This is a genomic window from Bifidobacterium sp. W8112 (genome assembly GCF_016101425.1).
In the GTDB taxonomy this organism is placed as follows: domain Bacteria; phylum Actinomycetota; class Actinomycetes; order Actinomycetales; family Bifidobacteriaceae; genus Bombiscardovia; species Bombiscardovia apousia.
Window position 1 is genome coordinate 894,385 of the sequence record NZ_JACFQN010000001.1, and the last position, 13,116, is coordinate 907,500.

A 13,116-nucleotide genomic window follows, 5' to 3' on the forward strand; every position below is an offset into this window, starting at 1 on the left:
ATCCGCAGTGCCCCTCTAATAGCGTTGGCAGGAGTGTTTCTGTCCGGCGCAGCAATCACTTCTTTTGACGCTTACCTGCTGTTGAACGATATGAGACGGTCTCTAGTAATGCATATTCTGCATTTGCCGTTCAAAGATCTGGACCAGTCGCATACAGGCAACGTAATTTCTATTATTTCATCTGATACAAATGAACTGAAGCGATTGCTGACCGATAATTGCCAGAAGTTTTTGGCACTTTACTGGTGTTCATAGGCGCGTGTGTGGGAATGGTCATAATCAGTCCCGTCATGTTCGTTATCTCTCTTTCGACCTGTCTTGTTACTGTCGGTTTACTGGTAGTCTTATCCGGAAAATTACGAGACTGCTCCAGAGGGGCTCAAACGGCCATAGGAGATATGACGTCTGCAGCCACTGATGCTTTGATGAGTTTGAAAAGGATCAGGGTTTTCGACGCCACGGAGCGTGAGACCAATAAAATCGGCGAGAAGCCAGGCAAGCGTGCACATCCGGTCGTCTAATTTCAAAGAAGCAGTCACTGATATGGCCATCAGGAATGGCCTTAATGCAGTTGTGCCTGATGGTCGTATCGGGAATCGGCGCTTTCCAAGTGGCCAAAGGAGTGATGACTGTTCAGCAACTGGTAACTTCTCTATGTACCTAGAAATGATGCCCACGCCTATGGCGACACTTTCTTCGACATATAGCAGACTGTTCAGAGCGTTGGGCGCGAACTCCAGCATTCAAGCGATAATGAGAATGCCGACCGAAGATGCGACATCAGCATGAGCAGTATCCAGTAGGGTCCAAAGGAAGGTCACCAACTCCGATCAGATTGACATCGATCTTGACCATGCTGATATTCCGTATGATGACGCACGGAACAATCGTGGCGGGCTCCAACTGAATGAAGCGGGCGTGCATATGAAAGGCGGCGTCGTCTACGCGATAGTCGGACCATCCGAAGCGGGCAAATCAACCATGCTGGCCCTTATAAAGGTATTCTATAAGCCAAATCATGGCCATGTTCTCTTTAATGGCATTGATATTTCAACTCTCAGCTCCTCTTATGTACGTTCTCTGATCGGCTATGTAGAACAAGATGCCCCCATATATTCCGGTTCTTCCAGAACGAATCTGGCGATGAACAAGAACGGCGTATCCGATGAAGGCTGCTGGAATGCCTTAAATAAGGTGAACCTCACGCCAAAGTGAGAGACACCTTCGATGGATTGGATACCCCAGTAGGCAACGCGGTGTATTGCTGAGTAGCGGTGAACGCTATCGCTTGGCCCTGGCAAGGCTGTTGTCCATAAGGCGGCCGATCATGCTGCTTGACGAAACAACATACCATTTAGACGCTAAAAACGAGGAGCTCGTCGCACAAGTCATTCATGCCAATTCCCCGGAGCAGACAATAGTCATGGCGGCACAGAGAATAAAATCAATCGCTTCGTCAAAATAGAATCATAGTTTTGGCCAATAGAACTATCAATGGTTTCCTTTGGAAAATATTGTCTGCCAATCCTACTCTCCTATATGTATTGCTGTTAATAAACTTGATACCAATGTGAATTATTTGGCTATATATAAATATGCGCGGACAATACGATCCACCGGCAGCAAGGTTCTCACCTCAACAAAGGAACAGACGATTCAAACTATCGTCTTGCCCTCTAAAGATATCTTTAATGAAATTTATTGGCTGCTTGGTTTCCAGCATGATATGCAGTCATTGCTAGACTGATCATGGGATACCTAGCAGTAAAGTTTAGCGGGGAGTACAGTACGTGAAACTTATACAGGGCGCGCAGGAATAAATCTTGGAATTGCTCATTCTCAAGACATGACCCTCGCTGTTCCGCACAGTCAATCAGCTATCTGTTTTTTGACGACTATATGATCACGACAATGTTGATCGCCTACGGGCTTAAGGAGCCGGACCGGGCATCAGACCGCTGGTTAATAGCCTAAACGAGTGGGCGTGGGCTGATACATGACGTACGCTCTGGGCTTCTCATACCAGATAGGATGATGCGAAAAAGAAGAAGAGAATACGGCACCTATATTCCATGCCGGTCGTGCGTTTTGAACCGTATTACGGTATTTTTCATGCCGGGCCCTGACGACGATCTTGAGGCTTCTCCGGTCATCTCAAATAGTTTCAATTTCATACAGCTGCGTAGGCGTCATACGGGCATCGGCATCTCCGATCGGGTATGACTGCCTGCGCTGATGCCTGCTGTCTTGCAGTAGACAGGCCTCTTCGCCTATGTGTCTGCCGTTGATGCAAGCCGAAACCACCGTTTTGCCGTCGATCAGGCTTTCGCTATAGAATAGATTTGACCTCGGGATTCATTTCTTTTCCCTGCGCTCTTATCGCCTCCTCCAGCGACAGATCGCTCTGGTCAGCGTCATCTGATTTTTGTATGTAGATCCCTACAGATTGATAATTTCTGTTATCTGTAACGTACAGATCTGCCAAAGAATGGTGAACTTTAGTAATCAATTACTAAAGCGATTGCTAAATAATTGATGTTTTCATAATTATTGGCCCACGACTAACTAATCTTTGTTTGCTGTGACCGGTATCAGCTCCACTGAATTCACTGCACTGGCAAAGATACAGTGACTGCTGCGCCATCGCCACTGGCTGCATTGGCCAGGATTAGGCGGCCTCCTGCACTTTCCACAGTCGACCGCGCTGCAGCCAGGCCGATGCCATGGTGACCGCTGGAGCCGTGCCGACTGCTGTCAGCCTGATAGAGCCATTCCGTGGCATGGGCCAGAGCCCGGCTGCTGAAACCTGGACCCCGGTCACGCACGGTCACCACTAGGGCTCGCCCGCCCTCCTGACCACCCTCCAGCCTCCAGGTCAGCGTCACCAAGCCATGGTCCGGCGAGTAGTCGGCCGCGTTGGCGATGATGTTCATGATCGCTCGGGTAAGGTCAGCCGCGTCACCGGAAATCTGACCGGTGTCGGAACCTAGACGGTCATCCCGCTCAAGCCGCAGACTCCGGGCATTCAGGTAGCCTTGGGCCTGGTTGTTGACCGCATCTTTCAAAGCAACCGCCATAACCCCGGATCGCCCTGAAGCCGTGCCCACGGAACCCTGGCTGATGGCTTGCGCATAGTCAGCCATCTCACGGATGGCATCCTCGATGGAGTCCAGGTAGGACTGCTGCTCCCGGCTGAGCCCGGTCTCCCCCAGCAGGTCTGCATTGCCTCGCATGATGGTCAGCGGCGTCTTCAGGTCGTGTGCCAGGGCCGCCACCTGCCGACGCTGGGACTCCTGGGCCATCCAGGTCTTCTCCAGGGATTCCTTCAACGTGGCGCGCATCCTATCGAAGGACCCCAGCACCCGGTTGATCTCCAGCACGTTGCTGCGGGGCAGGGATGCGTCAAGATCCTGCCGCCCTATGTCGTCAGCCACCTGGTTGAAAACCTTGAGCTTGGACGATATGACATGGGCCGCCCGCAACCCGACCAGCAAAAGGGTGATCAGCAGGGCCGCCCCGCAAGACACCAGCAGAAGATTCTGGGGATTGGGATAGCGGTCCCGAGCCTGCCTCGATACCCACTGCGGCTGAATCCGATAGGCCAGGACGCATGGCCGCCCATCGGCTGTGGCATAGACGAGGTAGGTCGCATTCGGCCTTGCACGAGTGGCGAGAGGCCGTCCCGTCTTCTTCTCCCGCTCTTCCGATGGCATGGATGCCCTGTGCTCCCAGTGGTCGGCCGCCAGCTGGTCGGCCTCGCTGGCCATGCCGCCCTTCATATCTCCCCCCGTGGGATGCACCTGATGGTCATAGGTTCGGTACCAGTAAGCAGCGGGAATCATGGATTCGTCAATAGCAGTCGAACGGCCGATGGAGTGCCCCACCTCCTCCAGATGCTGTTCGCCATAGTTGGCCCAGAAGAAGTCACCCCTGGTCCCCAGGTTTATCCAGACCATATACATGCCGGCGAACAGCAGAGCCAGAATCAGCAGCACGTAGAGAAAGTATCTGATGATCAGCAGAACGATGGGCATTCCCTTGCGGCTTGGCCGGCCCTTGCCGTCGGGGTTCTGCTCCCCCGGCGCTTCGGGCACGCCGTCGGTCAGGCCGCCCATTGGTAACCCACCGACCAGATGGTCCTGATGGGGTCCACCCCCAGGGCCTTGAGCTTGCGCCGGGCATTGCTCAGATGGACTCTGACCGCAGCCGTGGCATCGCTGTCCGTATCCTCAGCGGCCGGGTCATCCTCAGCGGCCAAGCAGGCCTCCCATATCTGCATGGGCGCGTAGGCCCGCCCTGGATGTTCGGCCAGCAGTGCGCATATGCGGTATTCCGCATCCGTCAGATTGGCGTTGCGCCCGTCCACCCTGATCTGCCGCGCCTGAAGATCCATGTCCAAGGAGCCGAAACGCAGGAGCGGACGCCCACGCCGACTGCCCTGGGACAGCCTCGCCCTGACCTTGGCTCGGAGCTCGGCAATGCCGAAAGGCTTGCGTATGTAATCGTCAGCCCCCAGGCCATAGGCCAGGACCGCGCTGTCCTCGTCGGTCTTGGCCGTCAGGAAGATAATCGGGCAGGACACCCGTTCCCTGATGGAGGTCAACAGAGCGAAGCCGTCCAAGTGAGGCATCATGACATCGCAGAGGATCAGGTCGACCGAGAACAGGTCCATCCTCACGACCTCCCGGGAATCGTTGACCGCAGTCACGGCATAGCCGTCCTTGGACAGGGCGGCCATCAGCAGGGTGGTGATCCTGGGATCGTCGTCCACCACCAGGATGGATGCCCTATGCCTATCGTCCCCTAGGGAACCTTCGGCGTGCGCGTCAGCCACGATTGGCTCCTTTTCTGCGCTTGCCGACTCGGCCCAGCCACTTTTGAGAATGAACGCCTTGCGGGCCGGAATTCTTGCAAGCCTGATTTCTTGCGGACCGGAAGTCTTGCGACCCAGTCTAATCGCTGACCTTGCGACGATCCTCGAACCTACCGATCCAGAGCAGGAGGGCCAAGCCCAGGGTCAGGGTGAAGACCAGACAGGGAATCAGATTATCCAGAGCCGTCACGCCGATTGAAGCACGCAGACCCTCACCTCCCGGCATGGTCAAGGCCAGTGCCTGCTCGATTCCCAGGGAGCCGAACCTGGTAGGCCAAGTGAATGGTATCCACCGGGTGATTCCGGGGGTGCTGCCAACACCTGACAGGGTATGGCTGTACAGACCATTGAAGAGGCCGCCAAGGGAACTGATGGATATTCCGGTGCCGAGGACCCCAATAGCGATAGTCGTGTTTCTACCGAAGCGCAGGGCCAGGGCCATGGAGAAAAGGTAGAGGCAGAGGGAACCACCGGCCATGCCCAGGGTGGCGAGCGCTAGGGCCGAGATTGGCGCATCCAGTCCGCCGACCATAGCCATGGGCAGGCAAAAAGCCAGAGCCGCCAGGGCCAGAGCCAGCAGGTCCAGAAGCCAAAGCACCAGGATCTTGGCTGCCAGACCCAGTCGGCGGCTGGGAACCCCCAGAAGGTTGGCCATGTCGCCGGCCTCCCGCTCGGTTTCGATGTTCATGGCAACGACAATGGCGACCATCAGGGGCATGAAGGCACCCAAGACCTGAAAGAAGGCATCAGTCTCCAGACCAGGATCATAGGGGGCTGCGGCGAAGTAAGCGCCGCAGGCGAGCCCGGCCGCCAGGCCACAGATGACATGGATAGCGATAAGCACCGATCCGTGCAACCGTACGATTTCCGAGGCCACAACCCGGCCGACTGTCATCCTAGTCATGTCAGTTGGTCTCCTTCCGCGAGAACCAGATTCCCGTCAGGACGGACAGGAGCAGGAACCAGACCAGACAGGCCACCAAGGCCGTCAGGCTCTGCCCACCGAAGACAGACAAGGCAGCCTTGATCGGGCTGTTGTCTTCGGTCTCCAAGGGCACGCCATCAGGCATGACCTTCATGAAGGGCACCGGCAGGTTGATCATGGCGGCGGGCGGCAGGAAGGGCCATAGCCGTTGGTTTCCCCAGAAGGTGATCGAGACCAGCAGGTCCGCCATGTAAGGCAGGCCGAACCCAATCAGAACGCCGAACCGGGCGGTCAGCGCCAATCCCGCCGGTATCATCCAGGAACAGGCCAAGACCAGCATCAGGGCGCTGACTACGAAGTCGACTACAGACGGTCCCCCGACCCCGGAGACGGCGACCATGAGCGCCGAAAGACCCAGAGCCAGCAGGGTGGCGATGCCGATCAGAAGCAGGCAGTAGACGATCTTGGCCCACCAGACCAGAACAGGCGCGGCAGGCAGAGCCAGAGTGGTCCTCCACCGCTGCTTCCCGTCGATGTTGGCCACGGCAACGCTTATCAGAGCAGTCATGGCTGGGAGGAGCAGGACATACCAGTAGTTGACCCAGGAGGGCATCCAGACATGCAGCCCGAACGCGAAGCAAGCCACGATGACAATGAGCACCAGAGGGAAAGCCAAGGCCATCCGCCTGGGCGCGGCCGACCGGCCCTTCATGATCTCCGCTGCCAGGATCCTGCCAAAGGGGATGCCGTTGCCCCTGGTTCTGACTCTTTCAGCCGTATCCTGCTGGACGAATTGGTTGGCATTCATGTTGCTCATCGTGACCTCCTGAGCACGTCCATGAACAGCCCCTCCAGGTCCTCCCCGGCGTGCAGCTCATTCTCGTAGGCCAGGCGACCGTCCGCGATGATGCCGATATGATCCGCCAGGATCGACACCTCGGAGAGGATATGGCTTGAGACGATCACGCTCATCCCCTGCTGCGGGAAGCTGCGGATCATTCCCCTCAGCTCCTCGATGCCCAGCGGATCCAGCCCGTTGGTGGGCTCGTCCAGGATCAGCAGACGAGGTTTGGTCAGAATGGCGTTGGCTATCCCCAGGCGCTGCTTCATGCCTAGTGAGAACTGCCCAGCTTTCTTGGAGCCTGTGTCGCTCAGTCCGGCAATGGAGAGCGCCTGGTCGATCCGCTCATCAGGCAGGCCAAACAGGGTTGTGCGCACCTTGAGGTTCTGGCGGGCCGTCAGGTTGGGGTAGACGGGCGGCTGCTCGATCAGGGCGCCGATGTCGTAGAGGTCCCGGCGCGACCAGGGGTGCCCATCCAGAATCATGGATCCGCCAGTGGGGTGCAGCATGCCTGTGACCATCTTCAAAGTAGTGGATTTGCCAGCCCCATTTGGACCCAGGAGCCCGTAGACTCCGCCCTCGGGGACATGCAGAGACACCTGGTCGACGGCCCGTTGTCCGCGGCCGAAGACCTTGGTCAGACCCTCGGTCCGCAATATGTAACGCATGGTCAGCTCCTATTCGTTTCCGTGCAACAGGAGCCAGACTAAAGACCGAAAATAAAGAAAGATAAAGGAGCGGGCAGAGCCCTCCCGCAATCCAAGGAAGGCATCGTGAAAGGTGAAGGTCTGAGAGGCCTGGAACAGTCACAATTCTGCGTCTGTCGAACCTTAATATCCGACAGGATCCGTAGAGCAAGGGCTTTGTTGGATGGTTCCGCCGAAGGTCATGAGATGTTGATCGGACCCAACCCTCGCTTTCTCCTCGTTTTTACAGCGTGCCATTTAACACACGCAACCAAGGAAATCAACTCTTTTCTTCCCGTCGGGCCGATGCTACATCTGGTACCTGGCTCTGGTGCACCATGCCAATTCGACAGCACGATCAAAGGAACCACATGCACATTCGACCACTCCTTTCCCTCACCCGATTCAAGCGCGCTATCGCAGCCATCCTGGTGCTGGCAAGCGCCCTGTTCTTCCTGGGCGCCTGCGGATCGGACCCACAGGCAGGCCAGTCCAGCCATTCAGAAGCTTCGGGAGGGCAGGGCTCCTTCCCCGTCAAGATCGATCATGTTTACGGCACCACCTCGATCCCTTCCAAGCCCAAGCGCATCGCCACCGTCGGATGGGCCACTCCCGACAACCTCATCGCCTTGGGGGTCGTGCCGGTCAGCATCCAGAAGAACTCCTTCGGCAAGACCGTGGATGGAGGGTATCTGCCCTGGACCAAGGATGCCCTGGATGAGATGCATGTGGCCAAGGCGGATATGCCCAAGCTGCATGACGAATCGGACGGCATCGATGTCGAGGCCATCGCCGCGTCCAAACCCGATCTAATCATCGGCCTGCTCTCCGGCATGACCAAGAAGCAGTATGACACCTTGAGCAAGATTGCGCCGACAATCGCCTATCAAGAGGTTGCCTGGGGCGACCCCTGGCGCAAGGTCATCACGTCCACAGCCAAAGCCATCGGAGAACCCGAAAAGGGCAAGCAGCTGATAGCCGACCTGGAGGAGCGCATCTCAAAGGCCGGAGAGACCCAACCGGCCATCAAGGGCAGGACCGCGGCAGTTATGTATTTCGATGCCTCCAAGCTCTCTAAGTTCAGCGTCTACACCACCTCCGACGCCCGGCCTCAGTTCATGAACGACCTCGGCATGGAGACTCCGGAGTCCATCAAGGAGGACTCCAAGAGCACCAAGAACTTCTACAAGGAGATCTCCTCCGAGCATGCCGACAGGTACAAGGATGTCGACATCATCGTTACCTACGGCACCCCGGACCTGCTTGAAGCGATGCGCAAGGACCCTCTCCTCTCCAAGATTCCCGCAGTTGAGCGCGGATCCGTCGTGGTCATCGACAGTGACGGCGAGATGGCCAATGCCCTTGACCCCTCGGCCCTGTCCATCCAGAAGACGACCGACACCTACGCGCAACTTCTGGGCGAGGCTGCCGCCAAGGTCTAATCAGGCCGCAGGTGAGGGGATGAAAGAGGGAGAGGTGGCGCATATATGCGGTCGGCGGGCAGCCATGCATCGCAATGGAAACGGACCCATGGTCCTGTCCGGGCTGATTCTGGCGGTCTGCCTGGTCATGGTCTGCGCCCTGTCCCTGGTTTTCGGATCCCGTTCCGTCAGCCCTTCCGACATCCTCCACGCCCTGTCCACCTCCTCGGATGACATCGCGGTCTCGGCCATCCGCCTGAGAATCCCCCGCACCGTCCTCGGCCTCCTGGTCGGTGCCGGGCTCGGGGTGGCCGGGACCCTGATGCAGGGCATATCACGCAATCCACTGGCGGACCCGTCGATTCTGGGGTTCAATACGGGGGCGGCCCTGGCGATTGTCTGCTCCATAGCCTTCTTCTCCCTATCGACCCCGGCCCAGTATGTCTGGGTGGGACTGCTGGGCAGTGCGACGACCGCGCTGGTCGTCTGGGCCATAGGCTCCCTGGGGCCATCGGGTCCATCTCCGCTACGGCTGACCCTGGCCGGCGTCGTAATCAGTTCGGTACTGGGGTCCCTTACCTCCGCCATCCTTCTGCCGCGCGTCAATGTCATCAGCTCATATCGCTTCTGGCAGGTGGGCGGAATCTCGGGCGCCCGGTTCGACCTCATGATGCCGGTCCTGCCTATTCTCGCTCTTGGACTGATACTCGCCTTCTGCCTGACGCCCGGAATCAACGCCTTGACCCTGGGTGATCAGATGGCCCAAGGACTGGGTATGCGCGTCGGACGTGTCCGCAGCCTGGCCTGGCTTGCGGCGATACTCCTCTGCGCCTCCTGTACGGCACTGGCGGGTCCGATTGGCTTCGTCGGACTGGTGGTCCCCCATGTGGCACGACTGCTTATAGGACCCGACTACAGGCGAATCATGGCTCTGAGCATCCTCATCGGACCCCTCCTGGTGGTTGGCGCCGACGTGGTGGGCAGGATAATCACCCGTCCATCCGATGTGGAGGTCGGCATCGTCACGGCACTGATTGGGGCTCCCGTATTCGTGATTCTGGCCGGGCGCAGAAGAACCGCGGAGGTATAAGCATGGATGCTTGCCTCCTTCATGATTCGCATAGACCCGATGCGATGACCGACCTGCAACGGATACGACGGGCCCATACCGTTCGTTCACTGGCAGTCACTATCCTGCTTGTGATACTCCTGGTTGCTCTCGCGCTGTCCGACCTGGCTCTGGGACATCGCACATACTCCATGAACGACCTGATTGGAGCACTCCTGGGGCAGGGAGACGAAGGGACCAGGTTCGTGATTCTCCAACTCCGCATGCCCAGGGCACTGATCGGCTGCGCCGCCGGCATCGCGTTCGGTATGGCTGGGACTGGTTTCCAACACCTCCTGCGCAACATGATGGCCAGCCCGGATATCATCGGCATCACGGCCGGAGCCAACACGGCCGCCATCTTCGGCATTGTCATATTGGACCTGTCGGGCATGCCCCTGGCCTGCCTGGCGGTCGTGGGTGGTCTCATGACAGCCCTCCTGGTCATGGCCCTGGCCTGGCGCGGTTCGTTCGACCCGACCCGGCTGATACTGATCGGAATCGGAGTGGCCGCAGGGCTCAATGCTCTGGGTTCCTGGCTGATGATTCGCAGCAGCCAATGGGACATCCAGACAGCTACCCGATGGTTGACGGGCAGCCTGGCCGATGCCCAGTGGACCGATCTGCCCATACTGGCAACAACAACCCTGGTCGGCGCCATGCTCCTGTTGGCACTCGACAGGAATGTCAGCACACTGCAGTTGGGACCGGAGATGGCCGCCGGACTGGGAGTCAGGGTAAGCCGTGTCCAGTTCGAGGTGATCATCGTGGGTGTGCTGCTCCTGGCCGTCGCAACGGCGACCACCGGTCCCATCTCCTTTGTTTCGTTCCTCTCCGGCCCCATCGCCGCAGTCCTGGTTGGTCGGGGAACATCGGCCCTTATCCAGTCGGGCCTGGTGGGGGGTTGCCTGGTTCTGGGGTCGGACATCGTCGCCCAGCATCTGCCCACAACCCAGGTGCCGGTCGGCATCATCACCAGCATTGTGGGCGGCCCCGTCCTCATCCTGATCATGGTCCTCATGACCCGCAGACAGGAGCTCTGAACATCATGACGTCACCCCTGGCACACGACTCCTGGAGCAACGCGCATAAGCTGACCGCCTCGCACCTTCGCCTCACCTATGGCGGGCGTACGGTCATCGAGGACCTGAGTCTGGATATACCCCCACACACGATGGGGTCCATCATCGGACCCAACGGGTGCGGAAAATCAACCTTCCTCAAGGCCATGGCCAGGATACTGAAACCGGCCTCGGGGGCCGTCATGCTGGATGGAGAGCCCATCACCAGCATCCCCACCCGCAAGGTTGCAACGATTCTGGGGCTGCTGCCACAGAACCCGTCAGCCCCCGCCGGCATCACCATCGCCGACCTGGTCGCTCGCGGCCGATACCCCCACCACCACTTCATCGAGCGGTGGACAACCAAGGACGAAAAGGCGGTGGAACGGGCCCTTGCCCTGACCGGACTGACCGATATGGCGGGGTGTCCAATCGACCGCCTGTCCGGAGGCCAGCGCCAGCGCGCCTGGATTGCCCTGACCCTCGCCCAGCAGACCGACATACTCCTTCTTGACGAGCCGACCACTTACCTCGACATCGCCTACCAGCTTGAGGTGCTTGACCTGCTGAGCACCCTGAACAGGCAGGAGGGCGTCACGGTGGTCATGGTTCTCCACGACCTGAACATGGCCGCCAGATATTCGGATTGGATCCTGGCCATCAAGGATGGCAGGAGGGTCGCTTTGGGCGCTCCCGACGAGGTCATGACTGAGAGCCTGGTGACGGAAGTATTCGACATCGCATCCACCGTGGTAACTGATAGGTCAACCGGCACCCCGCTGATGACCCCGGTGCCCCTCCATAGTCTTACAGCTCACTCTGGCGGGGCTTGTAATGTACACGTACACTGAGATGACTCGGCAGGACGACACCAAACAACCCAATGATGTAAAACCTTTGACGCAAACCCCTTCGTCCTGCTCTCCACATCACTACCACCAACGTCCCAACCAGAAAGCCTCAAAGCCACCGACTCACGAGCCGTGACAACCTGAACGGAGTCCCATCCTCAGACAACTTGACGTCCAGGTCAACCCATAAACCCCAACCGAAAGAGAGCCAGCCATGGAACACCAAGCCAGTCGTCCTGTACCCTTGATCCCCTTCCGCGTCACCGTAGCCAGAGCAGAGACGCTCTCTCCCCATTTCAAACGAATTGTCTTTCAGGGGCCAGATTTACAGAATTTTGCAGATGCTGGGTACGATGAACGAATCAAAATCCTCTTGCCCCTCCCAGACGGTTCACTTCCGGCCCCTTCATTCTTCGAAGCGTCCCCCGAAGATCCGCTTGCCTGGTACCAAAAGTGGAGGACCCTACCCGCAGAGCGCCGCAATCCCCTGCGCACCTATACGGTTCGCAAGGTCAAGCACGAGAGCGAGCAAATCGATGTGGACTTCGTCATCCACGATCATGCCGGCCCGGCTGGAGCCTTCGCAGAGGCTGCCAAACCTGGCGACCAGGCCATTATCATCGGCCCGAATGCACAAGCCGGAGGACCGGTTGCGGGGATGGACTTTCACCCGGGGCAATCCAGACATCTTCTCCTGGTAGGCGACGAGACGGCAGTACCAGCCATCGCGGCCATAATGGACAGCCTGATCCGCGACCACTGGCAGGGTGACGGGGTGGCATTGATCGAGGTCCCGACCGAAGAGGATCGTCTTCCGCTGCCCGAGCACGCAGGAATCCGCGTCATTTGGACGACCTGCGACGAATCCGGGCATGGGCATGCCCTTATCGAAACCATGCGCAGCCTCCTGGAGGACCTGCCGATCCATTCGCCTACGGTTCTAGTCGCTGGCTCCTCTGAGAAATTCACAGAGGTCGATATCGATAAGGAGCTGCTCTGGGAGACTGCCGATGCCGCCCAAGCCGATGCCTCCATTCATGCCGACGACCTGTACGCCTGGATCGCCGGAGAGGCAGCCACTGTCCGCGAACTGAGGCGCATGCTGGTCAGAGACCGAGGAATGGACCGGCGCAACGTCTCTTTCATGGGATATTGGCGCCAGGGCCGCAGCGAAATGTCCTGACCGCCGAACCTCACACGCGTGTGGCCACCCACCTCTGTCTTCCCTGACCTATGAGTTCAGAGAGCGGTCGCACGAGTTCCCCTGACCGTGTGAGTTTCAGGTCACGGGCTGCCGAATTGAATCCGCTGCAGCATCTTGCTGGACTTACGCAGACAGGTCACAGGACT

13 protein-coding genes are annotated in these 13,116 nt (G+C 58.3%); 8 read left to right on the plus strand and 5 right to left on the minus strand.

What is annotated here, in order from left to right; translation table 11 throughout:
- Nucleotides 1-218 precede the first annotated feature (218 nt).
- The 3 genes from H3T92_RS08365 to H3T92_RS08370 all read left to right on the plus strand — a co-directional run bounded on the left by H3T92_RS08365 (nucleotide 219) and on the right by H3T92_RS08370 (nucleotide 1,465).
- Entirely contained in the window at nucleotides 219-521 is a 303-nt protein-coding gene (locus H3T92_RS08365; RefSeq protein ID WP_269748805.1) for an ABC transporter transmembrane domain-containing protein, read from the plus strand.
- A 397-nt stretch (nucleotides 522-918) separates the two neighbouring features.
- Nucleotides 919-1,215, plus strand: coding sequence for an ATP-binding cassette domain-containing protein (locus tag H3T92_RS08290; protein ID WP_198217313.1), 297 nt, complete (start codon nucleotides 919-921; stop codon nucleotides 1,213-1,215).
- Nucleotides 1,216-1,261: 46 nt separating this feature from the next.
- Nucleotides 1,262-1,465: a hypothetical protein gene (locus H3T92_RS08370; RefSeq protein ID WP_183122206.1), complete on the plus strand. Its 204-nt coding sequence runs from the start codon at nucleotides 1,262-1,264 to the stop codon at nucleotides 1,463-1,465.
- Between the two features lie 1,141 nt (nucleotides 1,466-2,606).
- On the opposite strand, the gene H3T92_RS03730 is transcribed toward H3T92_RS08370, so the two are convergent.
- The 5 genes from H3T92_RS03730 to H3T92_RS03750 form a co-directional block, all read right to left on the minus strand.
- Complete coding sequence (locus H3T92_RS03730) at nucleotides 2,607-4,115, minus strand: HAMP domain-containing sensor histidine kinase (protein ID WP_144084893.1); 1,509 nt, start codon at nucleotides 4,113-4,115, stop codon at nucleotides 2,607-2,609.
- Nucleotides 4,103-4,834: a response regulator transcription factor gene (locus H3T92_RS03735; RefSeq protein ID WP_144084892.1), complete on the minus strand. Its 732-nt coding sequence runs from the start codon at nucleotides 4,832-4,834 to the stop codon at nucleotides 4,103-4,105. Before H3T92_RS03735 ends, H3T92_RS03730 begins: the two co-directional genes overlap by 13 nt.
- A gap of 118 nt (nucleotides 4,835-4,952) precedes the next feature.
- A complete protein-coding gene (locus H3T92_RS03740) occupies nucleotides 4,953-5,777 on the minus strand; it encodes an ABC transporter permease (RefSeq protein ID WP_144084891.1) in 825 nt (274 codons plus the stop codon).
- Nucleotide 5,778: 1 nt separating this feature from the next.
- The gene (locus H3T92_RS03745) at nucleotides 5,779-6,615 is read right to left on the minus strand and encodes a hypothetical protein (RefSeq protein WP_121914933.1); all 837 of its coding nucleotides are present in this window, start codon (nucleotides 6,613-6,615) and stop codon (nucleotides 5,779-5,781) included.
- Nucleotides 6,612-7,307 carry a lantibiotic protection ABC transporter ATP-binding protein gene (locus tag H3T92_RS03750; protein WP_144084890.1) on the minus strand — a complete coding sequence of 232 codons (696 nt, stop codon included), beginning with the start codon at nucleotides 7,305-7,307 and terminating at the stop codon, nucleotides 6,612-6,614. Before H3T92_RS03750 ends, H3T92_RS03745 begins: the two co-directional genes overlap by 4 nt.
- A 389-nt stretch (nucleotides 7,308-7,696) precedes the next feature.
- Here H3T92_RS03750 and H3T92_RS03755 point away from each other — a divergent pair, with 389 nt between their 5' ends.
- The 5 genes from H3T92_RS03755 to H3T92_RS03775 all read left to right on the plus strand — a co-directional run bounded on the left by H3T92_RS03755 (nucleotide 7,697) and on the right by H3T92_RS03775 (nucleotide 12,949).
- Nucleotides 7,697-8,767: an iron-siderophore ABC transporter substrate-binding protein gene (locus H3T92_RS03755; protein WP_186279308.1), complete on the plus strand. Its 1,071-nt coding sequence runs from the start codon at nucleotides 7,697-7,699 to the stop codon at nucleotides 8,765-8,767.
- A gap of 19 nt (nucleotides 8,768-8,786) precedes the next feature.
- Nucleotides 8,787-9,836, plus strand: a complete 1,050-nt coding sequence (locus tag H3T92_RS03760; protein ID WP_144084888.1) for a FecCD family ABC transporter permease — start codon at nucleotides 8,787-8,789, stop codon at nucleotides 9,834-9,836.
- A 44-nt stretch (nucleotides 9,837-9,880) separates the two neighbouring features.
- Complete coding sequence (locus H3T92_RS03765; RefSeq protein ID WP_186279307.1) at nucleotides 9,881-10,897, plus strand: FecCD family ABC transporter permease; 1,017 nt, start codon at nucleotides 9,881-9,883, stop codon at nucleotides 10,895-10,897.
- A 5-nt stretch (nucleotides 10,898-10,902) separates the two neighbouring features.
- Entirely contained in the window at nucleotides 10,903-11,766 is an 864-nt protein-coding gene (locus H3T92_RS03770) for an ABC transporter ATP-binding protein (protein WP_144084886.1), read from the plus strand.
- 214 nt (nucleotides 11,767-11,980) lie between these two features.
- Nucleotides 11,981-12,949 carry a siderophore-interacting protein gene (locus H3T92_RS03775; RefSeq protein WP_144084885.1) on the plus strand — a complete coding sequence of 323 codons (969 nt, stop codon included), beginning with the start codon at nucleotides 11,981-11,983 and terminating at the stop codon, nucleotides 12,947-12,949.
- The last annotated feature ends 167 nt before the right edge of the window (nucleotides 12,950-13,116 follow it).